Annotated in this window: 27 protein-coding genes; 10 read left to right on the top strand and 17 right to left on the bottom strand. The window is 66.2% G+C overall.

Annotation, left to right across the window (positions count from 1 at the left end; all coding sequences use genetic code 11):
• Positions 1 to 410 (bottom strand): SgcJ/EcaC family oxidoreductase (locus AB7O82_RS25345; protein ID WP_428548032.1); only part of this gene is annotated, 410 nt, incomplete at its 3' end.
• A 115-nt stretch (positions 411 to 525) separates the two neighbouring features.
• Between AB7O82_RS25345 and AB7O82_RS25350 the strand changes: the two genes are divergently transcribed.
• Together AB7O82_RS25350 and AB7O82_RS25355 are read left to right on the top strand one after the other, a co-directional pair.
• Positions 526 to 1,026 carry a MarR family winged helix-turn-helix transcriptional regulator gene (locus tag AB7O82_RS25350; RefSeq protein ID WP_428548029.1) on the top strand — a complete coding sequence of 167 codons (501 nt, stop codon included), beginning with the start codon at positions 526 to 528 and terminating at the stop codon, positions 1,024 to 1,026.
• Positions 1,019 to 2,257, top strand: a complete 1,239-nt coding sequence (locus AB7O82_RS25355) for an MFS transporter (RefSeq protein ID WP_428548026.1) — start codon at positions 1,019 to 1,021, stop codon at positions 2,255 to 2,257. Before AB7O82_RS25350 ends, AB7O82_RS25355 begins: the two co-directional genes overlap by 8 nt.
• A 9-nt stretch (positions 2,258 to 2,266) precedes the next feature.
• On the opposite strand, the gene AB7O82_RS25360 is transcribed toward AB7O82_RS25355, so the two are convergent.
• Complete coding sequence (locus AB7O82_RS25360; protein ID WP_428620449.1) at positions 2,267 to 3,295, bottom strand: FecR family protein; 1,029 nt, start codon at positions 3,293 to 3,295, stop codon at positions 2,267 to 2,269.
• A gap of 217 nt (positions 3,296 to 3,512) precedes the next feature.
• Here AB7O82_RS25360 and AB7O82_RS25365 point away from each other — a divergent pair, with 217 nt between their 5' ends.
• Positions 3,513 to 5,060 (top strand): alpha-N-arabinofuranosidase, encoded by a 1,548-nt coding sequence (locus tag AB7O82_RS25365; protein ID WP_428548020.1) that lies wholly within the window; start codon positions 3,513 to 3,515, stop codon positions 5,058 to 5,060.
• Positions 5,061 to 5,264: 204 nt separating this feature from the next.
• Here the strand turns inward: AB7O82_RS25365 and AB7O82_RS25370 are convergent, their stop codons facing one another.
• Genes AB7O82_RS25370 through AB7O82_RS25380 form a run of 3 tightly spaced genes read right to left on the bottom strand, consistent with a single transcriptional unit; the run spans position 5,265 to position 8,027 of the window.
• Positions 5,265 to 6,401 carry a M20/M25/M40 family metallo-hydrolase gene (locus tag AB7O82_RS25370; protein ID WP_428620451.1) on the bottom strand — a complete coding sequence of 379 codons (1,137 nt, stop codon included), beginning with the start codon at positions 6,399 to 6,401 and terminating at the stop codon, positions 5,265 to 5,267.
• Positions 6,401 to 7,165, bottom strand: a complete 765-nt coding sequence (locus AB7O82_RS25375; RefSeq protein WP_428620452.1) for an SDR family NAD(P)-dependent oxidoreductase — start codon at positions 7,163 to 7,165, stop codon at positions 6,401 to 6,403. Before AB7O82_RS25375 ends, AB7O82_RS25370 begins: the two co-directional genes overlap by 1 nt.
• Before the next feature lie 4 nt (positions 7,166 to 7,169).
• On the bottom strand, positions 7,170 to 8,027 hold the full coding sequence (locus tag AB7O82_RS25380) for a TauD/TfdA dioxygenase family protein (protein ID WP_428548011.1): 858 nt from the start codon (positions 8,025 to 8,027) through the stop codon (positions 7,170 to 7,172).
• Positions 8,028 to 8,169: 142 nt separating this feature from the next.
• Here AB7O82_RS25380 and AB7O82_RS25385 point away from each other — a divergent pair, with 142 nt between their 5' ends.
• Positions 8,170 to 8,571 (top strand): winged helix-turn-helix domain-containing protein, encoded by a 402-nt coding sequence (locus tag AB7O82_RS25385; protein WP_428548008.1) that lies wholly within the window; start codon positions 8,170 to 8,172, stop codon positions 8,569 to 8,571.
• 52 nt (positions 8,572 to 8,623) lie between these two features.
• On the opposite strand, the gene AB7O82_RS25390 is transcribed toward AB7O82_RS25385, so the two are convergent.
• The 8 genes from AB7O82_RS25390 to AB7O82_RS25425 form a co-directional block, all read right to left on the bottom strand.
• Entirely contained in the window at positions 8,624 to 9,226 is a 603-nt protein-coding gene (locus AB7O82_RS25390; protein ID WP_428620454.1) for a VOC family protein, read from the bottom strand.
• 190 nt (positions 9,227 to 9,416) lie between these two features.
• Positions 9,417 to 11,225 (bottom strand): AI-2E family transporter, encoded by a 1,809-nt coding sequence (locus AB7O82_RS25395; RefSeq protein WP_428548002.1) that lies wholly within the window; start codon positions 11,223 to 11,225, stop codon positions 9,417 to 9,419.
• Positions 11,226 to 11,274: 49 nt separating this feature from the next.
• Positions 11,275 to 12,324: a zinc-binding metallopeptidase family protein gene (locus AB7O82_RS25400; protein ID WP_428547999.1), complete on the bottom strand. Its 1,050-nt coding sequence runs from the start codon at positions 12,322 to 12,324 to the stop codon at positions 11,275 to 11,277.
• Positions 12,325 to 12,349: 25 nt separating this feature from the next.
• On the bottom strand, positions 12,350 to 12,763 hold the full coding sequence (locus AB7O82_RS25405) for a hypothetical protein (RefSeq protein WP_428620455.1): 414 nt from the start codon (positions 12,761 to 12,763) through the stop codon (positions 12,350 to 12,352).
• Between the two features lie 62 nt (positions 12,764 to 12,825).
• A complete protein-coding gene (locus AB7O82_RS25410; RefSeq protein ID WP_428620456.1) occupies positions 12,826 to 13,542 on the bottom strand; it encodes a hypothetical protein in 717 nt (238 codons plus the stop codon).
• Entirely contained in the window at positions 13,539 to 13,931 is a 393-nt protein-coding gene (locus tag AB7O82_RS25415) for a phage holin family protein (RefSeq protein ID WP_428620458.1), read from the bottom strand. The genes AB7O82_RS25410 and AB7O82_RS25415 overlap by 4 nt, the downstream gene beginning before the upstream one ends.
• A 6-nt stretch (positions 13,932 to 13,937) precedes the next feature.
• The gene (locus AB7O82_RS25420; RefSeq protein ID WP_428547987.1) at positions 13,938 to 14,246 is read right to left on the bottom strand and encodes a hypothetical protein; all 309 of its coding nucleotides are present in this window, start codon (positions 14,244 to 14,246) and stop codon (positions 13,938 to 13,940) included.
• Between the two features lie 124 nt (positions 14,247 to 14,370).
• Positions 14,371 to 14,625: a hypothetical protein gene (locus AB7O82_RS25425; RefSeq protein ID WP_428547984.1), complete on the bottom strand. Its 255-nt coding sequence runs from the start codon at positions 14,623 to 14,625 to the stop codon at positions 14,371 to 14,373.
• A 287-nt stretch (positions 14,626 to 14,912) separates the two neighbouring features.
• Here AB7O82_RS25425 and AB7O82_RS25430 point away from each other — a divergent pair, with 287 nt between their 5' ends.
• Complete coding sequence (locus tag AB7O82_RS25430) at positions 14,913 to 15,080, top strand: hypothetical protein (protein WP_428547981.1); 168 nt, start codon at positions 14,913 to 14,915, stop codon at positions 15,078 to 15,080.
• 68 nt (positions 15,081 to 15,148) lie between these two features.
• Here the strand turns inward: AB7O82_RS25430 and AB7O82_RS25435 are convergent, their stop codons facing one another.
• The 4 genes from AB7O82_RS25435 to AB7O82_RS25450 all read right to left on the bottom strand — a co-directional run bounded on the left by AB7O82_RS25435 (position 15,149) and on the right by AB7O82_RS25450 (position 17,092).
• On the bottom strand, positions 15,149 to 15,424 hold the full coding sequence (locus AB7O82_RS25435; RefSeq protein ID WP_428547978.1) for a hypothetical protein: 276 nt from the start codon (positions 15,422 to 15,424) through the stop codon (positions 15,149 to 15,151).
• A gap of 172 nt (positions 15,425 to 15,596) precedes the next feature.
• Positions 15,597 to 15,812, bottom strand: coding sequence for a hypothetical protein (locus AB7O82_RS25440; protein WP_428620460.1), 216 nt, complete (start codon positions 15,810 to 15,812; stop codon positions 15,597 to 15,599).
• 147 nt (positions 15,813 to 15,959) lie between these two features.
• Positions 15,960 to 16,550, bottom strand: a complete 591-nt coding sequence (locus tag AB7O82_RS25445) for a sigma-70 family RNA polymerase sigma factor (RefSeq protein WP_428620462.1) — start codon at positions 16,548 to 16,550, stop codon at positions 15,960 to 15,962.
• Between the two features lie 101 nt (positions 16,551 to 16,651).
• Complete coding sequence (locus tag AB7O82_RS25450; protein ID WP_428620471.1) at positions 16,652 to 17,092, bottom strand: sigma-70 family RNA polymerase sigma factor; 441 nt, start codon at positions 17,090 to 17,092, stop codon at positions 16,652 to 16,654.
• Positions 17,093 to 17,270: 178 nt separating this feature from the next.
• Here AB7O82_RS25450 and AB7O82_RS25455 point away from each other — a divergent pair, with 178 nt between their 5' ends.
• From AB7O82_RS25455 to AB7O82_RS25475, 5 genes are all read left to right on the top strand, one after another.
• Positions 17,271 to 17,468, top strand: a complete 198-nt coding sequence (locus tag AB7O82_RS25455) for a CsbD family protein (RefSeq protein WP_428547967.1) — start codon at positions 17,271 to 17,273, stop codon at positions 17,466 to 17,468.
• A 136-nt stretch (positions 17,469 to 17,604) separates the two neighbouring features.
• Entirely contained in the window at positions 17,605 to 17,859 is a 255-nt protein-coding gene (locus AB7O82_RS25460; protein WP_428547964.1) for a hypothetical protein, read from the top strand.
• A gap of 200 nt (positions 17,860 to 18,059) precedes the next feature.
• The gene (locus tag AB7O82_RS25465) at positions 18,060 to 18,854 is read left to right on the top strand and encodes a response regulator (protein WP_428547961.1); all 795 of its coding nucleotides are present in this window, start codon (positions 18,060 to 18,062) and stop codon (positions 18,852 to 18,854) included.
• Between the two features lie 14 nt (positions 18,855 to 18,868).
• The gene (locus tag AB7O82_RS25470) at positions 18,869 to 20,125 is read left to right on the top strand and encodes a sensor histidine kinase (protein ID WP_428620463.1); all 1,257 of its coding nucleotides are present in this window, start codon (positions 18,869 to 18,871) and stop codon (positions 20,123 to 20,125) included.
• A 172-nt stretch (positions 20,126 to 20,297) separates the two neighbouring features.
• Positions 20,298 to 20,537: a CsbD family protein gene (locus tag AB7O82_RS25475; RefSeq protein WP_428620472.1), complete on the top strand. Its 240-nt coding sequence runs from the start codon at positions 20,298 to 20,300 to the stop codon at positions 20,535 to 20,537.
• The last annotated feature ends 77 nt before the right edge of the window (positions 20,538 to 20,614 follow it).

Genomic DNA, 20,614 nt, shown 5'->3' on the forward strand with positions numbered 1-20,614 from the left:
GTCCTCGGGTCCGCGACGGCGACGTTCTGCGCCGACCGGATGTGCCAGGCTCCCTCCCGCCGGACGGCGACATAGCTGAACTGGACGGTGAAATTTCGAGGGCCGACCGGCATTGTCGGACCGACGGACACGAAGCTGCGCAGGTAGACGACGGCTATGTCGTCGCTCAAGGGGTCGACGTTCTGGATGCGATTGGCGATCGTGCAATCCCGGTAGATGGTCGCATGGATCTCGGCGTGGCGCGCCGCGATCTCCTCGCGACCACGCCAGTAGTGGCCGAACCGGCTGACAAAGATCGCGTCCGGCTCGAACAACTCGGCGAAGGCCGACATGTCGTGGGCATTCCATGCCCGTTCGAAATGATCGGCGAGATCGCGGGCATCGGCGCCACCCCGGAAGAACTCGTTCATCCGCGCTCCTGTACGCTGCTGTCCGAGTAAACGCGCTTACCCGGAGTTTGTTACAGGTCGCTGCTGTCGCTCCCGGTATTGCATGTACCTACATTCTATGTATATACATTCTTCTATGACGAGAAGACCTCGAACCGGCCGATCGCTGCGCAACGACGCCCGGCACGCCATCGCTTCCTGCGCCGGCTGGAATGCGCGGCTGATGGCGCGCCGCCTCAACCAGTTCTTCGAGCAGCGCATGGTAGAGGCAGGCCTGTCCTTTGCGCAGTTCGGCCTGATGGCCGAGATTGCCTCGGCCAACGACGATACGATCAGCGTCCTGGCCGAGCGCATGGGACTCGACCAGTCGACGCTGTCGCGCACCTTGCGCACGCTCGAAGCCGATGGCCTGGTCGAAATCGCCATCGCCGACGGCGACCAACGCCGGCGGCTGGTGTGGCTCACGGAAAAGGGCGCCCGGACCCTCGAAGCGGCCCTCGCGAGCTGGCGCCGGGCGCACACGGAGCTGTCGTGTCGCCTCTCGCTCGACCTCGTGCGCACACTGGCGCACGAGACCGAGGCGCTGACGCGGGACGCCGGCGAACACGCCCGCACGCCGGTGCCGGCCAATGCCTAGCCGCGCGGGGTCCGGCGGGCTCGACAGCCGCGCCGCCTGGATCGCCACCTCGGCCGCCCTCGCCGTCATGACCATCGCCTACGGTGCGCCGCTGGTGGCGGTGCTGGCCATGAAGCCGATCGCCGCCGATCTCGACACGGCGCGCTCGGGGCCGGCCGCGGCGGGTTCCTTCACCTATCTCGGCGCTGCTTTCGGCGGCATTGTCGCCGGCTGGCTGGTCGGGCGCCTGGGCATCCGACGGATCGTGCTGTTCGGCGGCGTCATGGTGGCAGCCGGCCTGATCCTGTCGGCGTCGGGTGGACTGCTCTTCCTCTATGCCGGACATGGCGTGCTGATGGGGCTGTTCGGCACCTCGTGCATGTTCTCGCCCCTGCTCACCTACGTCAGCCGCTGGTTCGAACGGCGCCGCGGCGCGGCGGTGGCGCTGATCTCCTCGGGGCAATCGATCGCCGGCGCCATCTGGCCGCCCCTGCTCCAGGTCGGCATCGACGAGACCGGCTGGCGGACCACGATGATGATCTTCGCGGCTTTCGTCGCCGTGTCGGTGACGGCGCTGACGCTCGTCTTCCTGAGACAGCCCCCCGACTCCCGCCCCGCCGCGTCTGGCGGCACGACACGGTCGCCGCAAACTGCCGCGACCCTCGGCCTCTCGCCCAACATGCTGACCATCCTGCTGATGGTCGCCGTGTTCAGCTGCTGCGTGCCGATGGCCATGCCGATGCAGCATGTCGTCGCCTATTGCGGCGACCTGGGCTTCGCCTCCCCGTACGGCGCCGCAATGCTGTCGGTGCTGCTGGGCAGCGCCTTCCTGGCGCGCCAGTTCTGGGGCTGGCTGGCCGACCAAGTCGGCGGGGTGCAGACCCTGTTGTGGAGCTCGCTGGTGCAGGCGACAGCGCTCAGCGGTTTCGTCCTGACTCACGACCAGACCGCCCTGTTTGCAGTGTCGGCCGCCTTCGGCCTCGGCCTGGCGGGCCTGCTGCCGGCCTACGTCATCGCGATCCGCGAATACTATTCGATCGAGGAGGCCAACTGGCGCGTCCCCACGGTGATGTTCGCCGGCCTGCTCGGCATGGGCAGCGGCGGTTGGGGCGCCGGCCTGCTGTACGATCAGTTCGGCAGCTACCAGCAGGCCTTCGCCATCGGCATGGCGCTCAACCTGCTAAACTTGGCCGTCGTGCTGTTCCTGGTCGCGCGTCAGCGCGGGCTGGGGCCGCGTCCCGCCACCGCCTGACGCTGACGCTCAGTGCCGCGGCGACAGGACGACGAGCAAAGGCGTGAACCGCCTGGCACGAATCGGTAGCGTCGACGCCAGCGCGTCGATCGCGGCGTCGGCCTGGCTGGCCTCGAAGGCGGCACTGACCGGGATGTCGCCCAGCCGCGCCTCGGTCAACACGATGCGGCCGACGCGGTAGCGCTGCAGGTCGGCGATGACGTCGCCGAGTGGAGTCTCGCGAAAGGCCAGCCGGTCCTGCCGCCAGGCTTCGACCATCGCGAGATCGGCCTCACGCACGTCGCCGACGAACCCGCTGCCGGCACGAACCTGCTGACCACTGCCGACGACGACCGACGGATGTCCCTCGACCGTGACCTCGACCGTCTCCTCGCTGACCGCGATCGAAACGTTGCCATTGCCCAGCTTGACGTCGAACGCCGTGCCGAGCGCGCGAATGCGCACACCTTCTGCCTCGACGACGAAGGGTCGGTCGGCATCCGTCGCGACCCTGAAGAAGGCTTCGCCCTCGCGCAGCACCACGCGCCGGAGACTTCCCGCAAAATCGACCGAGATCGACGATGCCCCTGCCAGCTCGATGCCCGAGCCGTCGGCCAACGTGACCGATCCCCGTTCGCCCACGGCGGTAGCGTGATCGGCCAACAATCCCGGACGCCACAGCAACGCACCCGTCGGCGCCGCCACGCAAACCGCGGCGACGGCGCCGATCAACAAGCCGCGGCGCCTTGGCGGCGGACGGCGCAAGGCAACGGGCCGCAAGGCCGGGTCGGCCCGCAGATGCGGCGGCCGCTTCACCACGATTGGCGGAGGGGTGGGGATCACGACGGTAGCCGGCGGCGTGTTGGCGAAGGCGGGACCGATCTTGCCGACCCGCATCCAGACACGCTGCGCCTGGCGCCAGGCCGCCTCATGCTCTGGTTTCTCCTTCAGCCAGTGCGAGAACGCCCGGCGATCGTCATCGCTCGCCTTCGGATCCTTCAGCACGCCGAACCAGCGCAGCGCCTCCTCGATCAACGGGTCCTGATATTGCTCCTGCATGGCGCTCCAGGATGACGCGCTCCGCGGCGCGCCTGCCGTCCTTAGCAGCTTGCGCACAGGGACACCTGGGACAAAATCGTGGACACGTGGGACATAGAAGCGCGTCGAGCACCCGGAGAAGCAACCATTCGCTGAGGCTCACGTCCAGGTCGAGCGATGTCCCGTCCCATCCAGGGCACTGGCACAATGCACTACTGTTCCACTGGAGCCGCTTCCCATGCGCAACGTCGACGTCCGCCTGCATCGCGATTTCGCGATCGGCACCACCCATCCCCGTCTGTTCGGCGCCTTCCTCGAGCATCTCGGCCGCTGCATCTACGGTGGCATCTTCGAGCCCGGCCACCCGAGCGCCGATGCCAAGGGCTTCCGGCAGGACGTCATGGCGCTGGTGCGCGACCTGGCGCCGGCCATCATGCGCTATCCCGGCGGCAACTTCGTCTCGGGCTACAATTGGGAGGACGGGGTCGGACCTGTCGCCGAGCGGCCGCGCCGCCTCGACCTCGCCTGGATGTCGACCGAGACCAACCGGTTCGGCACCAACGAGTTCATCGACTGGTGCCGTATGGCTGGCACCGAGCCGATGCTGGCCGTCAATCTCGGCACCCGCGCGGGCGACGCCGCCCGTAACCTGGTCGAGTACTGCAACCATCCGTCGGGCACGGCCTTGTCCGACCTGCGCCGCAGGCACGGCTGGGAGCAGCCGCACGGCGTGAAGTTCTGGTGCCTCGGCAACGAGATGGACGGGCCGTGGCAGATGGAGGCCAAGACCGCGACCGAGTACGGCCGCATCGCCGTCGAGGCGGCCAAGATGATGAAGTGGATCGACCCCTCGCTCGAGCTCGCCGCCTGCGGCTCGTCGGGCCGGCGCATGGCGACCTACGGCGCCTGGGAGCAGGCCGTGCTCGAGCATACGTTCGACCATGTCGAGTACATCTCGCTGCACACCTACCTCAACAATTACGACGGCGACACGCCGGCTTTCCTGGCGAGCCCCGACCTGATGGACGATTTCATCGACGAGGTGGTGGCGATCGCCGACGCCGTCGCCGCGCGCCGCCGCTCTGCCAAGCGCATCATGCTGAGCTTCGACGAATGGAACGTCTGGTATCGCACGCGCCGCAACCGCCGCGACCGCGTCAAGGAGGGCTGGCCGATCGCGCCGCCCATCCTGGAGGAGATCTACACCATGGAGGATGCGCTGGCGTTCGGCGGCTGCTGCATCGCCTTGCTCAATCACGCCGACCGCGTTACCGCCGCCTGCCTCGCCCAGCTGGTCAACGTGATCGCGCCGATCATGACCGAGACCGGCGGCCCGGCCTGGCGCCAGACCATCTTCCATCCCTTCGCCCATTTCAGCCGGTTGGGCCGCGGCCGCGTGCTGCGCACGCAAATCGACTCGCCCACCTACTCAGCGCGTTACAACGATCCCAACGGCTCGAACGACGAGTTCTTCACCATGCCGGCCGTGCCCTATCTCAAGCTCGCCGCCGTGCACGACGATACCGGTGGCACCCTCACCCTGTTCGCCCTGAACCGCAGCCTGACCGAGGCGCTGCCGCTTCGCGTGCAGGCTGCCGGCTTCGACGGGCTCGCTGCCCGGGAAGCCCTGCAGCTCTGTGACGCCGACCTCAAGGCGGCGAACACCAGGCAACAGCCCGACCGCGTCGTACCCAAACCGCTGACAGCTGTTGGAGTAGAGGGCGGCCGCGTCGAGGCCTCGCTCGCGCCGGCATCGTGGAACGTCATCCGCCTGGCCGTGAGGTGATCGCCATTCTCCTCCCCAACGAAGTTGGGGAGGTGTCGCCGTCTTACGGCGAAGTAGGGGTCATATCATTCTTGGACCGCGGGCGTCCCGCACGCCTATAGACATGACATGAGCGGGCGGGACGCCCGGGTCCGCATGATATGACCCCTCCGTCGGCGAAGACGCCGACACCTCTCCAGCGAGGCTGGAGAGGAGAAATCGAGATCACTTCAACTGCGCCAGCAGCCCCGCGAAGATGCGGGCGCGTGGCGCCAGGGCGGAGATCACGAGATGCTCGTCGAGCGTATGGGCGCCGCCGCCCACGACGCCCAGGCCGTCCAGCGTCGGGATGCCGAGCGCGCCGGTGAAATTGCCGTCGCTGCCGCCGCCGAACTGGCCGTGCTCGAGGGTGATACCCATCTCGGCCGCGGCGGACCTGGCGATCTCGAACAGCTGCAGGGTGCCGGGCGAAGCCTGGAACAGCGGCCGTTCGGCCCCTTTGACGACATCGAGCTCGACCCCGTCGATCGGCGACTTCAGGCCAGCCATGAAGTCGTAGACATAGGCGAGATTGTCCGGCGAAGAGGCCACGCACAGGACCTGCGCCGTGCATTCGGTCGGGATCACGTTGACGAACAGGCCGCCATTGACCACGCCGACGCTGAACGACACCAGCCGGCTCATGTCGGTGGCGCTCTCGATCGTATCGATCAGACGCGCCATGGCGCGGATCGCGCTGCGTCCCACCGCATTGTCGGCACCGGCATGGGCGGGCTTGCCGCGCGTGCGGATCGTGTAGCGCACGAAGGCGTGCCGGCCGCTCACCAGCTTGCCGAGGCGTGCCGGCTCCGGCACCAGCACGTATTTGTGGCGCGCCGCCTCCCGCTCGATCAGGGAGCGCGTATTCGGGCTGCCAAGCTCCTCGTCCGGGATCATCATGAAGGTGACCGGCAACTCGGTCTGCCCGCTTTCGGCGTGCAGCCGCCGCAGCGCGTAAAGCGCCAGGAAAAGGCCGCCTTTCATGTCGAACACGCCGGGACCGAAGAGGCGATCGCCCTCGATCCGAAGCTTCAGCGGTCCGTCGATCGTGCCGACAGGGTGAACCGTATCGAGATGCCCAAGCACCAGGACGCCGGGGCCCCGCTGCCTGCCCTCGAATCGCGCCCGCATGATCGGGCCGCAGTCGCCGCCGGCCGCTTCCTTGTCGATTGCGGCGCCGGCCAGACGGAAGTCGCGTTCGGCAAGATCGAACATGCGGGCGACCGCTTCGGGCGTCACGGAGGGGCTCTCGACCGCCGCCCAGCGCATGATGCCGTCGAGGATCTCCTGGGAGGAGAAGCTGTTGCCGGCCTGGTTGTCCATTACGCCTCACGCGGCAGGTACTTCGAATCGAGCCAGCCGCCGTCGACAACCAGCGTCTGTCCGACGATGAAGCCTGCATCCTCCGAACAGAGGAAGGCCACCACGCCCGAGATGTCAGCCGGCTTGCCGACGCGGCCGAGCGGCGTCGCCTCGCACATGACCTTGCGGTACCAGGCATCGCCTGCGATTCGCTGCTCGGTCATCGGCGTCTCGATGACGCCAGGCGCGATGGCGTTGACGGTGATCCCTTGCGGCGCCAGCTCGACGGCGATCTGCCGCGTCAGTTGCGCCACACCGGCCTTGGCCACGGAATAGGCGACCGAGCCGGGAAAGGCCGTAAAACCGAACACCGACGAGAGATTGACGATGCGCCCGCCCGGCCGCCGGAAATGCGGTAGCAGGGCGCGGCACAGCCGATAGACCGAGGTGAGGTTGATGTCGAGGAAGCGCTGCCAGTCCGCCTCCTCGGTCTCGGCCAGCGGCCGTGCGCCGCCGATGCCGGCATTGTTGACCAGAAAGTCGAGTGGGCGGCCGCGCTCGCGCACCAGGCACTCGAGCGCCGATGCCGTCTCGGCGGCACCGACATCGAGACCATGCGCCTGCCAGCGCCCCGCCGTCGCCCGGGCAAAGGTCGTCTCGCAGCTCTCGCGGTCGACGGCGATGATCTCGGCGCCCTCGCCGAGCAGCCGCTGGGCGATGCTGGCGCCGATGCCGCGCGCCGCGCCGGTGACGAGGGCAAGCCTGCCATCGAAGCGTCCGGCCATCGCCTCAGGCCGCCTTGCGAGTCAGGTCGAGCGACTGCGGGAAGCGACGGTCGCCGTCGGGATCGAGCACCGGCGTGCGGCGGAGGGTGCGCGCCTGACTGCGGTCGAACGTCTCGCGCGCGTGCTGCAGGCAGACATTGTCCCAGAAGACGAAGTCCCCCACCGTCCACCTGTGGCGGTAGCAGAAGCGCGGATTGGCGATGTGCCGGCGCAGGAGCGCGATCAACGCGTCTTCTTCCGCCCGGCTGGCGACACCATCGATCTGCAAGGTCGTGTGCTCGCTGAGGAACAGCGCCGTCCGTCCGGTCGCGGGGTTCGTCCAGAGCAGCGGATGGCGGGCCATCGGCGCGTCGGCCGGCACGGCGTCGACGCTCGAGCGCTTGTTGTAGTCGCCGGCGTAGTCGAAGGCCTGCAAGGAGGTCAGCCCTTGCAACCGTCGTTGCACGTCGGTCGGCAGGGATTCATAGACCTGGTATGCGTTGGAGAACAGCGTGTCGCCTCCGTCCGACGGGATCGCCATCGCATAGAGGCCGATCGCCTTCAGTGGATGCTGGAAGAAGGTGTTGTCGGAATGGAACAGCAGCTCGCCATCGCCCAGCACGCCATCGAGCGCCACGTTGGATACCAGGACCGTATCCTTGGACTTCATGGCCGGGCTGCGATGCGAGATCGGACCGAACAGCCGGGCGAAGGCGACCTGCTGTTCCTCGCTGAGAGTCTGCCGCCGGAACAGCAGCAGATGATGATCGTCGAAAAGCTCGACCAGCGCGCCGGCGATTTCTTCGGTCAGCGGCTGCGACAGATCGTGGTCGACCTCGATGCCCCATGAGGGCATGAGCTTCCTGGAGGCAAGAGGCGCCATGGCGTTTCCCGGTGCGTTCCGTGCGGACCGCAAGTGTTCCATGCCATTCGGCGTCGAACAAGTTCGGGCACCGGCGCGCCTAACCCAGGGCCGCCCTCGTCCACCTCTGGCATCACGGCGCGTCCCGTCGCATAGTCCCGGCATGGCCCGCGCCACCGCCAAGACGGCCACCAAGGCCGGTGACAGGACGTCTTTGCATCTGCGCATCGACTTCGGTGGCGAACGCTCGATCGGGCCAGGCAAGATCCGCCTGCTCGAGCTGATCAACGAGACGGGCTCGATCTCCGCCGCGGGACGCGCCCTGGCAATGTCCTATCGCCAGGCCTGGCTGCTGGTCGACGAGCTCAACCACATGTTCCGCGAGCCGGTGATCGTGGCGCAGACCGGCGGCGGGGGTGGTGGCGGCACGGTCGTGACCCCAACCGGCAACGACATCGTCCGCCTCTACCGCGACATGGAACGCCGCGCCTACGGCGCCTCGACCGCCGAGATCCGCTCCCTCGCCCGCCTGCTGACGCCCGCCAGCGGACAAAAGCCGCATTGACCGCAGCACCCGCGCTCATCTGGACCGCGGGCGTCTCGCCCGCTCTTCTTTTTCAAGGGCGGGCGAGACGCCCGCTCATTGCTGGGAGCGCGCCGCGAATCGGCGAGACCGGCAGATCGCTCTGCCGCGTCAGGAACGCCGAGCCGGGCGTGCCGGCACGGATCTTGGCCAGGACTTCGTCGGGATCGTACTCGACGCCGATTGGGTTGGTCGCGAAATGCGGGCCGTTCATATAGTCGTTGGCGGCGTCGGTCGAGCTGAAGGCGTCGACCTGCATCTCCATCTGGTTGCCGTCGGGATCGGCGTAGTACATCGACATCGTCACGCCGTGATGGATGCACCAGTAAGGCAGGATGCCCTTGTCCTTGAGCTGGGCGTAGTTCTCCACCAGGTCCTCGACCGAGGCGTAGGTGTAGGCGACGTGGTCGACGCCGATGACACCGCGCCGCTCGGCCTCGTCGGCCTGCGGCTTGACCGCCGACAGATTGACCAGGGCGACGCGATGATGCTCGTCGTCATAAGTCAGGAACGCCAGGACGGGGTTCTGGTACTGGACGCGGCAGTCGAAGACATCGCGATACCACTGGATCATCTTGTCGAACTGGCGGGTCCGATAGACGACATGGACGAAGCGCGACGGGCGGATGCGTGACATTGACCGGCTCGATTGCTGGAGGTCGGGAGAATGGAAGCCTAGCAGTACGATCCCGCCGCGCAATACCGCGACCGGACACCGCCGGTTCGATGACGCTCATGCTCTCTTCTGGACCGCGGGCGTCCCGAGCGCTCATGCTCATGAATCATGAGCGGGCGGGACGCCCGCGGTCCAGAAGAGAGCATGACTCTCAACACCCCGCCGCGACGGAAACGGCCGCCGGTGTCGCGACGGCAACGGCATGCTGGGCCATCGCCCGGCAGATCGTCTCGATGTCGCCGGCCAGGACATCGCGCGCGGCGACGATCTCCTCTACCGGCCGGGTCGCCGCCGGTGCTGCCCCGTAGTCGATGACGACGTGGCAGGCACGATTGCCGCCATCGACGCCGAGCTTGCGCGACGTATAGCGCCGCACCGCCGCGGATGGCTGCGAGGCGTAGCAGACCACGGGAATCGCCTGGGCGCCGGCTTCCTCCGGCTCGATCGGCGGGCTGTCGCCGTGACGCCGCCGGATCGCCTCGAAACCCATCCGGCGCAGTGCATGGGCAATGATGGCCGCGGCAGCATCGTCGATCTGGCCACGACCGCCGACACACACGAAGCGAACGCGGGCGGCCGCGCCGGCAGCTAACGACGGCGACGGCGCGTGCTCGGCAGGGTCGTCGGCAATGAAGTCGAGGATCCCGTCGGTGCCGTCGACGATCGCGTCGATCTGTGTGGAGGTCAGCCGATCGAGCGCTCGATCGCTCTCGGCCAGAACCACCATGCGGCCCATGGCGTCGTCGAGGCCCCTCTCGGGTCCCTTCTCCTCGATCTCGGCGAGCGCCACACTGGACGCGTCGACGACGGCGAGCCGGATCAGGCGGCCGTAGATCCGCTGGTAGGTCGTCAAGGCCGGTTCGTGGCCGAGCAGGATGCGGAGAAAGTGGAGCTGGGGTACGTGTCGACCGAGAACCAGGAGGCAGATGGTGAGCGGCGTCGACAGCAGGACACCGAGCGGGCCCCACAGGGTGCCCCACAGGATCGCCGACAATACGAGCGCCAGGGGGGTCACTCCGACCGAATCGCCGAACAGCACCGGCTCGATGATCTGCCCGATGATAACATCCCACAGGACGATCCATCCCAGCACGAGCAGCGGATGCAACCATCCCGGGGTGATCGCGAACGCGATCAGCGTGGGAAGGAGTGCGCCAACGACAGCGCCGATGTAGGGAACGAAGCGAAATCCGCCGGCCAACAGGCCCCATAGCACGGCGTTGGGCAGACCGAGTGCGAACAGGCCGGCGCCGACGACCACGGCAAAGCCCAGATTGGTGACGACCTGCAGGGAGAGCACACGACCGAGACGATGGGCGGCATCGGCGATCGCCTCCGAGGTGGCGTGGATGTCGTTGGCGCCGAAGAGGCGCACGATTTGGTCGCTGAGATGCTCGCGATCGAGCAGGATGAAGATCACCAGGGTGACGACGATGCTGATGCTCAGCACAGGATGCACCAGCGGCGCCAGCAGGGCGGCGATCCGCTCGAATCCGGAATCGGTTTGCAGATGGACCACGCGCTCCGGTGCAGCCTCGACATTCGCGGTGAATTCCTGGCCGAGCGCCACCAGCATCGCCATGAAGCGGCCGACCGCGCCGCTGCCCTGCAGGATCTCGCGAATGTCCTGGACCTTCTTGTGAAGGTTGGCCTGGTAGTTCGTCAGGCTGCCGGCCACTTCGGTCAATTGCACCGTGATCAGCACGGCGAGCAATCCGATGAAGACGACGGCCGCCAGGACCACGACGCTGACCGAAAGCGGCAACGGCATGACCCGGTTCAACAGCGATACGGCCCGGCCCAGAACGAAGGCCAGAAGCACCGCGATCGCGCACGGAAGCAGGACATCGCGACCAAGGTACAGCGTGAGGATCGCCAAGCCGCCCAGCAGGCAAAGGGCGGCGAGCCGAGGCAGCGACGCATCGGAACGATCGACCGTCGAACGGGGCATGATGCTCATGGCAGCCTCTCTCGACCCCGTCACGCCGCCGACGCGACCGCTGCGCGCATCAGGCCGGATGAACGAGGCCATGGATGAACGCCAGCTTGTCGATCGCCGACTCCGACAGCACGAACGGATAGAGATCGGGCTGGCCCATCGAGCGATTGAGACAATTAAGCGCTACCGACAGCGGCAGCCAGCTGTCGACGAGCTGCACCATCGTCTCGGCCCGATAGGGCGCAAAATCGACCGCCGCGTCGAGATTGTCGTCGCGCGCCAGGGCAGGACGGGTCGACATGCCGAAGGAGGCGGCCATCTCCAGCGTGTCGACGATGTGCAGGTAGTGGGCCCACGTCTCGGCGAAATCCTCCCACGGATGCGCCGCGGCATAGGCGCTGACGAAACGCGCCTGCCAGTCGGCCGGCGCACCGTCGGCATAGTAGGCCTGCAGGGCTCGCCCATAGTCCTGACGCTCGTCGCCGAAGAGCACACGGCATTCCGCCAGCCGCTCGCCGTCGCGGACCAGCCTGTTCCAGAAGAAGTGCCCGGACTCGTGGCGAAAGTGCCCGAGCAGGGTCCGATACGGCTCGCGCATCGTCACACGGTGATTTTCGCGCCAGGCATCGTCGGCCTCCGCCAGGGCAATGGTCACGACGCCGTTGTCATGGCCCGTCAGGACCTTCTCCCCGGGCAGCTCGGCGAGAAAGTCGAAGGCCAGGCCATTCTCCGGATCCTCGACGAGGGTCGGCATCGGAAGGCGGAACTTCAGCAGGGAATAGAACAAGCGGTGCTTGGCCAGCTCCATCTTTCGCCAAGCCACGAGATTGTCATTGATGGACAGATCGGGGATCGTCCGGTTGTGCCGGCACGAGAGGCACAACGTTTCGGCCGATGACGCGTCCAGCAGCCAATTGCAGGCATGAAGGTCGGCGTTGGCGCAGAAGCGAAACAATTCGTCGCGCGCCGAGCGCAACCGCCTCCAGGCGTCGCCGTCGGCCTCCAGGGCGGTCAGGACTCCCTGCTCGGGGATGTAGCCCAGGCGGCTCGAGCATCTCTCGCAGAGCGTGTTCTCGAAGTGGATGACCTGATGGCAGTTCTGGCACTTGAAGAGCTTCATGAGATCCCTTGATGCGCCGCGGTATTCATCGCCGCCGCATCGCACCGACACTGCGCATCGGACCGCCCGTTTCCGAAGGCTCGGGCTTTGCCCGCTTGAAGGAAGGTGGGCCGGCGATCCGGGCGATCTCGAGCAGGATCTCGTCATCGATCTCGACGAAATGACGGGATGCCTCGGTCTCGCCTGGCGTTGCCGGCTCGCCGTGAATCGACGCCGCCAGGCGTTCGGCATCCCTGCCCTCCGCAAAGCTGCAATGGACTTCGGGAACGCCGTCCTGGCGCATGATCAGGATCGTATAGTCGCCCTCCGGCGGCTGCTTGCGCAGATAGCGGATGAACAGATTCTGCAGATCGCGCAACGGCAGCAGCAGGTCGTCGTCGCGCATCGGCACGCGTACGACGACGACATGCCTGCCTGTCGGCGTCGTCGCGGTTGTCATCAAAGGCTCGCGCATTTCCATCGTGCCTGTTCCTGAGATTTGCCGGCCGCCGCGCACACCCGTCAGGCGCATGCGTCATCAGGCCCGGCGTGACCGTCTGCCCTCTTTCCCTTGCTCGCCGCAAGCGGGCGACCCGCCGCCTTGTCCAAGGGCAGGGCAGCACCGATCGCCGCGCCGACCGCGATGCCGAGCGCCGCCACCAGGATCGGCTGTTCGTGCGCCAGACGGAGCATTCCGCCCGGTGTCAGGTAATGACGGTTCTCGTCGACGAGGTGCGAGGCCCTTCCCTGCACGTCGGTGGCCAGCCCGCGGGCCTTGTCCACGCCACTTTTCACGGCGTGCCTGGCGCGATCGGCAACATGCGCTGCCGTCTCCTCGGCGTCATCCACGGCGTCACGCGCCTGGTCGGCGACATCGTGCGACATCGCGCGCGCGGCATGGACGGCGTCACCCGCCGCCGCCCCGGCCATCGACGTAGCACGCTTCACGGCCCCGGTCACCGAGCTGGCAACACGCTGAACGAGCTGTCCGGATCCGTCCCTGTCATAGTTGAGCATCATCATGACACCAGCACCGATCAGCAGGGCGGCCAGCGGGTTGGCCCGCGCGCGTGCGACGGCGACGCGTGCCAATGTCGTGCTTCCTTCTTTGGCGATCGTCATTGCGCCACTGGTGATGGCTGCGGTCGTCAGGCTGCTTCGCAGCTCGTCGAGGGTGTTGGACAGGCCAGCGCGTGTGCTTTCGGCTTCGCGCTGAAGGTCGGCAGCGCTTCCAGTCATAACAATTTCTCCTTCGCCATCGCGCCATCGCGCGCGATCTGGTTAAGCGTTCGCTCGGGGAGGACGGCGCTCGGATCGAGCTTCTGCCTGCCGGCGAGGATCAGTACGAGGCCGATAAGGCACGAAGCCATTGCAACCATGAAGGTCGCCATGGCTGCCGACAGCCCCGCTTCGACAAGGGCAACGACCGCCCACTGCAGCAACAGGAACAAGGCGCCGATCAGAAACACAGCCCCGGCGACGACGAATGCTGCGCCCGTCCGCAGACTGCCGATTTTCTCGGCCAGCTCCGCGCGGGCCAAGCGGAACTCGACCCTGATCAGGTCCGCCGCCTGGGCCATCGCCTCACCGGCAACGCCGAGAATGCTTCGCGAGTGCTCTGCCGGCATGGTCTGCTACTCGGATTCTTCGGGAGAGCGGGCCGTGCCAGACGTACCGCTCTTCACGAGTTGCGACAGGACGAAGCCCAGGACGATCCCTCCGCCCACGAGCAGCAGTGGCTGCTTCCTGGTCCACGTCATTGCCGACGCGACCAGTTCGTCCACCTTCTGCCCCTCGAGCTTTTCCGCCAGCTCGCGCGTGTAGTCGGCCGCATGACGGACATAGTCGGACAGGGGCGCCATCAACGACGCAGCCGCGTCCGCCGGCTGCTCCCTCGATGCGGCGGCTGCGTCTTCGTGCATGTTCTCCGGATGATCGAGCATCGACTGCTCCTTTCGTTGACTCATTGATTCGGCACTGCTCCGGTCCGGCGCTCGAGGCGCGACACCCCCTGAAACGCCACCAGCGTGCGTCCGTTCCTGCGCAACAAACTGTCCGATCGGCCGTTCAGCGCGACGCCACACCACAGGTGGCCGTGGTCTGCGCATGGGCCTGCGGCGGACGCGCCGCCGACTCGGCATTGGCGGTCGCCACGACCGCAGCGAGCTGCGCCACCGTCGTTCCGATTGCAGCGACCACCGTCACCACCGTGACCGAGACAACCATCGCTGCAACGGCGCTGAGAAGAATGGGACGCCATTGCGAATCGGAAAACGCGCCGGGCCTGCTCGGCTCGACCGGCGGAGACCGGAGAACGTCCATCGGAGTTTCCTCAGCGTATGCCGAGGAATGCCAGGATTGCGGCGACGACCATCACCCGACCGACAAGACAGATGATGGAGTTCATCGACTATCCGCTCCTCGGCCCACTCCTCGGTTTGTGCGCGGTCAACGCGCGTTGGATCGGCCCGTTGCGGAGGACGGCCAAATAAAATGGCCGCGCGAGGCTCCAAGCTGGGGTGAACGGAGGCCGCAACCGGCCTCCAAAATGGGGCGTTGGGGGGACAGCGGCACCGTCGTGGTCGCCGCGACAACATGGAGAAACAGCCATGAACGACCCCAACAAGCCGAACCAGGGTCCGCAGGAGCGCGAGCGCCAGCAGCGCGAGCAGATCCAGCGCGAGCAGCAGCAGCGCCAGAGGCAACCCGGCGGGAAGCCCGGCGACGGGCGTCGCCAGCCGCAGCCCGAGCCGCCGCCTCCGCAGAACGACGAGTGACCGCTCGCGAGATCAAGCAGCGAATGCCCGCCTCCATGGCGGGCATTCGCATGTTACAGGTCCCAAGCCTACGGCCCGGTCTTGTTGGGGGCGCCGTCTTCCTCGAGGTCCTCGACCCCGAGTGACTTCTGCGCCTTCTTGACCTCGGCCAAATGGTTGAGTTCCCCGCCGGTCATGCCCTCCTCGCTCGCGACCTGGAGAAGGCGCGCATCGATTTCCCACTGCTTCAGCACTGCCGTCTTCTCGGCCTTGTTGAGGTCGACGCACGAGACTACCTCGCCCGGCGTCCTGAACACGCTGGTGGGAGTGGTCAGAGCCTTGGCCTTGTCCTGGGCCGTCAACATGTGAATCCCTCGCTGGTTGCACATCATCAACGGCCGCCGAGGTGCGGGAGTTCCGCGCGTTGGCGTTGCAGCAATCCGGGTGTTCGCAATCACCCGACCCGTTGTACGGGCCCTCGCCGTTGCTGGACTTCAGGCACACCGCGAACGGCGCTATCGCGCCCGATGAGGCCGCCTAGATCGGCTTTTCATTCTTGTCACAGCCTGCCGCGGCGTCGTTGTCGATCAGCCTCACCAGCGATTCCGGCAGAGGCTCGCTGACAATCTCGTCGTACATGGTATGCAACTGTTTCTGCAACCAGGACTCGAACGGGTCTTTGTCGGGCATCTTGGCTCGCGGCAAGATCGTACGTCCACTTCGACCGCCGTTGGATTTGTTATCCATTTTCATGACGCTATTCCCGGAAACGGCCATCGTTCCGCGGGCCTATACCCCTTGCATCAAAGCCTTCCCACCTGTGCGAATATTAGCAAACTTCCCCTCCGTCGCGACACTGGAAAAGCCTTGCACCCAAATCAGAGAAGGGCTGCCCGCCGGTCAATCCGGGCGAGTCTCCTTTCCGGTCCGTGCCTGGAGTCGAGAGAGAATCGCCTTCGCTTCGGGCGATGGGGCGGTATCCCCTTCCAGCAGCAGGCGCTCCAGCGTATCGCGGGCTCTTGAAATCCGGCTCTTCACCGTCCCGACCGACACGCCGGTGTGGGCTGCGATCACCTCGTAGCGCAAGCCCTCCAGCACGGCGAGCACCAGCGCCTCGCGCTGAGCCGTCGGCAGCTTGCCGAAGGCGGAGATGAACTCGCGCATGATGAGTCGGCTCTCCTGGTGAGCCGGGTGCGAGATCGAATCTGCCGCCGCATCGACCGGCACGGTGGGCCGCTGGCGACGCAGCCCAGAGATGAATTCGTTGCGCTGAATGCGAAAAAGCCAGGCTGCCAGATTGGTCCCCGGCTGAAAGCTGTGCCGGCCGGCCAAGGCCTTGACCACCGTGTCGTGAACCAGGTCCTCCGCGGTATCGCGATCCCGGGTCAGCGAGCGTGCATAGATGCGCAGGCGCGGCAGAACAGCCTTCAATTGGTCGTGGAAATTCATGCTGTCGCGGGTCGTGTCGAGGGACTTCGCTTCGGTAGACATCACTTACTCCCACTTCTGGTACCTTAATTAACTCTTCGGCGCTCAAATGGTTACATCCGGCTCACTTTCGATCCTCAACCCATTGAAATGACACGATTATTCTACCCGAGCTTGCCGGCGAGCCGCTTGCGGGCGCGTGACACGCGAGCCTTCAGCGTGCCGACGGAGCAGTTGCAGAGCGAAGCCGCTTCCTCGTAGGAAAAGCCCCCGGCGCCAACCAGCACCAGGGCTTCCCGGGACTCGGGACTGAGTTCCCAGATCGCCGACGAGAGTTCTTTCAGCGCTAACGCGGTTTCCGGATTGTCGGCCGCAGGAATGGGCTTGGCGACCTCGTCGTCCATCGAGATCGCCTGTCGGCGCTGCGCCCGCAGATCCGAGTAGAAGCGATTGCGCATGATGGTGAACACCCAGCCCTTGAGGTTGGTGCCGGGCGAGAACTGTGCCTGTTTGCTGAGAGCCGCGAGGATTGTGTTCTGGACGAGCTCATCGGCCGTTTCCCGATCGCGACAGAGAAATCGCGAGAAGGCACGCAGCTCGGGCATCAAGGTCACGATGTCGTCCTTCATCATTGGAGTGACACGCTCCTGATGCTCGCCAGTTCCGTACGATACATCCTTCTATGTGGGCGAGTGCTCCAGCGGGTGCAAAGAAAAACTCCCATCGGAACCGCATGTCAGGGACCAACGTTGCCGACGTGAACCTGAACGAAAGGAATCAGCCATGAACTGGGATCGCATCGAAGGCAACTGGAAGCAATTCGCCGGCAAAGTGAAGGAGCAGTGGGGAAAGCTCACTGACGATGATCTGAAGGTCATCAGCGGCAAGCAGGACCAGCTCGTCGGCCGCATCCAGGAGAGGTATGGCATCACCAAGGATGCCGCCGAGCGTGATGTCAACAGCTGGATCAACCGGATGTAGTTCGGGAACTGACTCCACGGAGGAAGATCGATGGGACGGGCAGCCGTACTCTGGTTGTTGGGCGTGCCCATCCCGGTGCTCCTGCTGATGTGGGCATTGGGTTGGCTGCACTGACTTGTCCAAGCAGGAGGTGAAAGTGCCGGATCGCACAGGCAATGTCGCAGCTGTTGGCAAAATCGCAGCTCTCGCCGTCGGTGTCACCTTGATGGCGGCCGCCTGCGGCGAACGGCCGGTCGACCGGGCCTTGACGGGCGGCGCCATCGGCGCAGCGTCGGGGGCGGTTGTCGGCTCGACCGTGGGCGCCCCGGTCGGCGGCGCGCTGATCGGCGGCGCCGCCGGCGCGACGATCGGCGCCGTGACCGCGCCGGAGCGGCCGTACTATTATTATTAGGTCTGCAGCAAGCCATCCGTCGGATTGCCTGCAGGGACACGTGCTGTATTGTGAGTGGGCATTTCGAGGGACGCTGGGGCGGTCGAAGCCGACCGTCATGGCGTCCCGCGAATGCTGCGTGCATTTCTGCAGCAGGCTTTCCGCTGCTTTCGCCGGGAAGAGCGCGTCGCCGACCGGATTCCTAGAGAGGGAGAGATACCGTGGCAGAGGCAGCAGGCCCCCCCATTTCGGACGCTCTGGCGTGGGCGCTTCCGTTCTTGCGGCGCTATGCGCGCGCGCTCACCGGCTCGCAGAAACTGGGTGACGAGTGGGTTCGAATGTCGGCCGAGGTGGCGTTGCGGCAACCGGAGCTGATCGCCGAAGCCAAGGGAACCAAGCTCGGGCTGTTTGCGCTGTTCCACCGCTTGCGACAGCCTTTCGGAAATCTCGCGACCGGCGAGAGCGAGGACACCGTCAAGGGCCGCCTCAAGGATTCGCTGACAGACATGGCACCGCTTCAGCGTCAGGTGCTTCTGCTGACCGTCCTCGAAGGGTTCTCCGTGAGCGACGTGGCGCATATTCTCGACATGGATGTCGGCGAGGTCTCGCGCGCCTTCGAAGAAGCGCGGGGCGAGCTGCAGCGTGTTGCCGGCATCCGCGTGCTCGTCATCGAGGACGAACCGATCATCGCCCTCGATGTCGCCGAGATCGTCCGCAATTCCGGTCACCAGGTGGTGGGCATCGCAGCCACGGAAAAAACCGCTGTCGAGCTGGCCAAGCGGCACTCGCCGCATCTGGTGCTGGCCGACGTGCAGCTGCGCGGTCTCGACAGCGGCATCTCCGCGGTCAGCAAGATCATGACCTCCATGTCGGTGCCGGTGATCTTCGTGACCGGCTACCCCGAGAGGCTGCTGACGGGCGAGAAGGTCGAGCCCGCTTTCATCATCTCCAAGCCGTTCAATCCCGACGTCCTTCGGGCGGCGATCGCGCAGGCGCTCGACACCGTCACCATCTAGGGGGTCCGGTCCCCATGTGGGCCGCTTGGTGGGCCACCAGGTCGCTCAGGACGAAGCTCCTGACGGTCGTCGCGCTGGCGTTCCTGCCGGTCATCGCCGTTTCGGCCGCCTACACGATCGCCAGCGAGCGATACGGCTTCCACCGGCTGCAGCCCACCGCAATCGTCGTCGCCAGCCGCGGCATTCCAGTCGGCGCGCAGGACCCGCCGGGACTCCTGCCGCCCGATTCCCGACTCGCCAAGGCCATCGCGTCCGGACAGATGGCGATCGTCGACTACGGAACGGACGGGCAGCTTCGCCAGTTCCACCTCGTGCCCATCCCCGGCACCGACACGTTCGCCGTGCTTGCCCGGGCACTGCCCGTGTCGACGACGATCAGCAGCTGGGCGGTGCTCGCGGTCGCAACCGGCGCCCTGGTCATTGCCCTGCTCGCGGTCTGGTTCGGCGCCGACCGCTGGTGCATACGCCCGCTGCGCTACATCGAGGACATCGCCGGCCGCATCGTGCGCGGCGAGGCGATCGAGATCGCCCGGCAGCGGCCGCGGACGCTGGAGCTCGGCCTTATGGCCGACGGCGTCGCCGCCATGGCGAGCGCGCTCGCCAAGCGCGAGGCCGACCTGAGGGCGGGCCTCGATCAGCGCGACCATCTGCTGCGCGAGCTGCAGCACCGGGTGAAGAACAACCTGCAGATGATCATGAGCCTGATCAACCTGCAGGCCGGCGAGATCCGATCGCCGCGCATTCGCCGGCTGTTCAGGGACGCGCAGCATCGCGTGCTGACGCTGTCCATCCTGCACGTCCATCTTTACGAAAGATCGAACTGGTCGCTCGTCGACTTTCAGGAATTCATCGGCGACGTCGTTCGGCAGGTGACGCTCAGCCGTCAGGAGGCCAAGGCACCCGCGCTGCGCTATCACATCCGGGCGTCCTCCCTGACCGCCGGTCCCGACATCGCCATTCCCGTCGGGCTGATCGTCACCGAGGCCGTCAACGCCATTCTAGACAACGACGTCCCGGCCGTCGCCGCGCCGGAGATCGATATCGACATGTCCGAGAAGGGCGGCATTGTCGAGCTCACGATCGCCGACCTGGCACCGAGCCCCCGCAATTCGCCCAAGCCGGAGAGACTGCGCACCTTCGGAATGACCTTGCTTCGCGGGCTCGCCATGCAGCTGGCCGGCGAGCTGCATGTGTCCAATGGCGACGAGGGTGGGCTGCGGTTCGCAGTGATCTTTCCCATGCCGGCGCCGGTCGAGGAGGCCGCGGCCTAGCCCGCACCGCAACCTTCGCCCGACGGCGCCGTTGGCTCGACCGAACACGGCGTCCTGACTCGGATTCAGCGAAGGAGCCTGGGCCATGCGTCCCATTTCCGTCTTTGCTGCCTGCATCGTGGCTTCCTTGGGCAGCGTCCCGACCATCGTGCACGCCCAGCCCGCCCAGATGATGGCCGAGAACGATTCGGTCGACGCCAAGACGATCTGGGAGAAGATCAAGGGTAGCTGGAACCAGACCAAGGGCGCGGTGAAGGAGCAATGGGGCAAGCTGACCGACGACGACCTGCTCGAGATCGAGGGCCGCCGCGACCAGCTGATCGGCAAGATCCAGGTTCGCTACGGCTATACGCGCGAACAGGCCGAGGAATCGGTCGGAACGTGGGAGCGCAGGCGCGCCCAGGAGATGTAAGGCCCGAGACGAAGGAGGCGAACATGAACGCCGTCGGTCGGAGGTGGCTGAAGTCGGCCCTTCTGGGGTCGGTGGCA

This window comes from Reyranella sp. (genome assembly GCF_050185545.1).
GTDB lineage: Bacteria > Pseudomonadota > Alphaproteobacteria > Reyranellales > Reyranellaceae > Reyranella.

Coding starts and splice junctions, on each gene's coding strand:
- AB7O82_RS25350 (WP_428548029.1), top strand. CDS start 526: ATGACGAGAAGACCTCGAACCGGCCGATCGCTGCGCAACGACGCCCGG.
- AB7O82_RS25355 (WP_428548026.1), top strand. CDS start 1,019: ATGCCTAGCCGCGCGGGGTCCGGCGGGCTCGACAGCCGCGCCGCCTGG.
- AB7O82_RS25360 (WP_428620449.1), bottom strand. CDS start 3,295: ATGCAGGAGCAATATCAGGACCCGTTGATCGAGGAGGCGCTGCGCTGG.
- AB7O82_RS25365 (WP_428548020.1), top strand. CDS start 3,513: ATGCGCAACGTCGACGTCCGCCTGCATCGCGATTTCGCGATCGGCACC.
- AB7O82_RS25370 (WP_428620451.1), bottom strand. CDS start 6,401: ATGGACAACCAGGCCGGCAACAGCTTCTCCTCCCAGGAGATCCTCGAC.
- AB7O82_RS25375 (WP_428620452.1), bottom strand. CDS start 7,165: ATGGCCGGACGCTTCGATGGCAGGCTTGCCCTCGTCACCGGCGCGGCG.
- AB7O82_RS25380 (WP_428548011.1), bottom strand. CDS start 8,027: ATGGCGCCTCTTGCCTCCAGGAAGCTCATGCCCTCATGGGGCATCGAG.
- AB7O82_RS25385 (WP_428548008.1), top strand. CDS start 8,170: ATGGCCCGCGCCACCGCCAAGACGGCCACCAAGGCCGGTGACAGGACG.
- AB7O82_RS25390 (WP_428620454.1), bottom strand. CDS start 9,226: ATGTCACGCATCCGCCCGTCGCGCTTCGTCCATGTCGTCTATCGGACC.
- AB7O82_RS25395 (WP_428548002.1), bottom strand. CDS start 11,225: ATGAGCATCATGCCCCGTTCGACGGTCGATCGTTCCGATGCGTCGCTG.
- AB7O82_RS25400 (WP_428547999.1), bottom strand. CDS start 12,324: ATGAAGCTCTTCAAGTGCCAGAACTGCCATCAGGTCATCCACTTCGAG.
- AB7O82_RS25405 (WP_428620455.1), bottom strand. CDS start 12,763: ATGACAACCGCGACGACGCCGACAGGCAGGCATGTCGTCGTCGTACGC.
- AB7O82_RS25410 (WP_428620456.1), bottom strand. CDS start 13,542: ATGACTGGAAGCGCTGCCGACCTTCAGCGCGAAGCCGAAAGCACACGC.
- AB7O82_RS25415 (WP_428620458.1), bottom strand. CDS start 13,931: ATGCCGGCAGAGCACTCGCGAAGCATTCTCGGCGTTGCCGGTGAGGCG.
- AB7O82_RS25420 (WP_428547987.1), bottom strand. CDS start 14,246: ATGCTCGATCATCCGGAGAACATGCACGAAGACGCAGCCGCCGCATCG.
- AB7O82_RS25425 (WP_428547984.1), bottom strand. CDS start 14,625: ATGGACGTTCTCCGGTCTCCGCCGGTCGAGCCGAGCAGGCCCGGCGCG.
- AB7O82_RS25430 (WP_428547981.1), top strand. CDS start 14,913: ATGAACGACCCCAACAAGCCGAACCAGGGTCCGCAGGAGCGCGAGCGC.
- AB7O82_RS25435 (WP_428547978.1), bottom strand. CDS start 15,424: ATGTTGACGGCCCAGGACAAGGCCAAGGCTCTGACCACTCCCACCAGC.
- AB7O82_RS25440 (WP_428620460.1), bottom strand. CDS start 15,812: ATGAAAATGGATAACAAATCCAACGGCGGTCGAAGTGGACGTACGATC.
- AB7O82_RS25445 (WP_428620462.1), bottom strand. CDS start 16,550: ATGTCTACCGAAGCGAAGTCCCTCGACACGACCCGCGACAGCATGAAT.
- AB7O82_RS25450 (WP_428620471.1), bottom strand. CDS start 17,092: ATGCCCGAGCTGCGTGCCTTCTCGCGATTTCTCTGTCGCGATCGGGAA.
- AB7O82_RS25455 (WP_428547967.1), top strand. CDS start 17,271: ATGAACTGGGATCGCATCGAAGGCAACTGGAAGCAATTCGCCGGCAAA.
- AB7O82_RS25470 (WP_428620463.1), top strand. CDS start 18,869: ATGTGGGCCGCTTGGTGGGCCACCAGGTCGCTCAGGACGAAGCTCCTG.
- AB7O82_RS25475 (WP_428620472.1), top strand. CDS start 20,298: ATGGCCGAGAACGATTCGGTCGACGCCAAGACGATCTGGGAGAAGATC.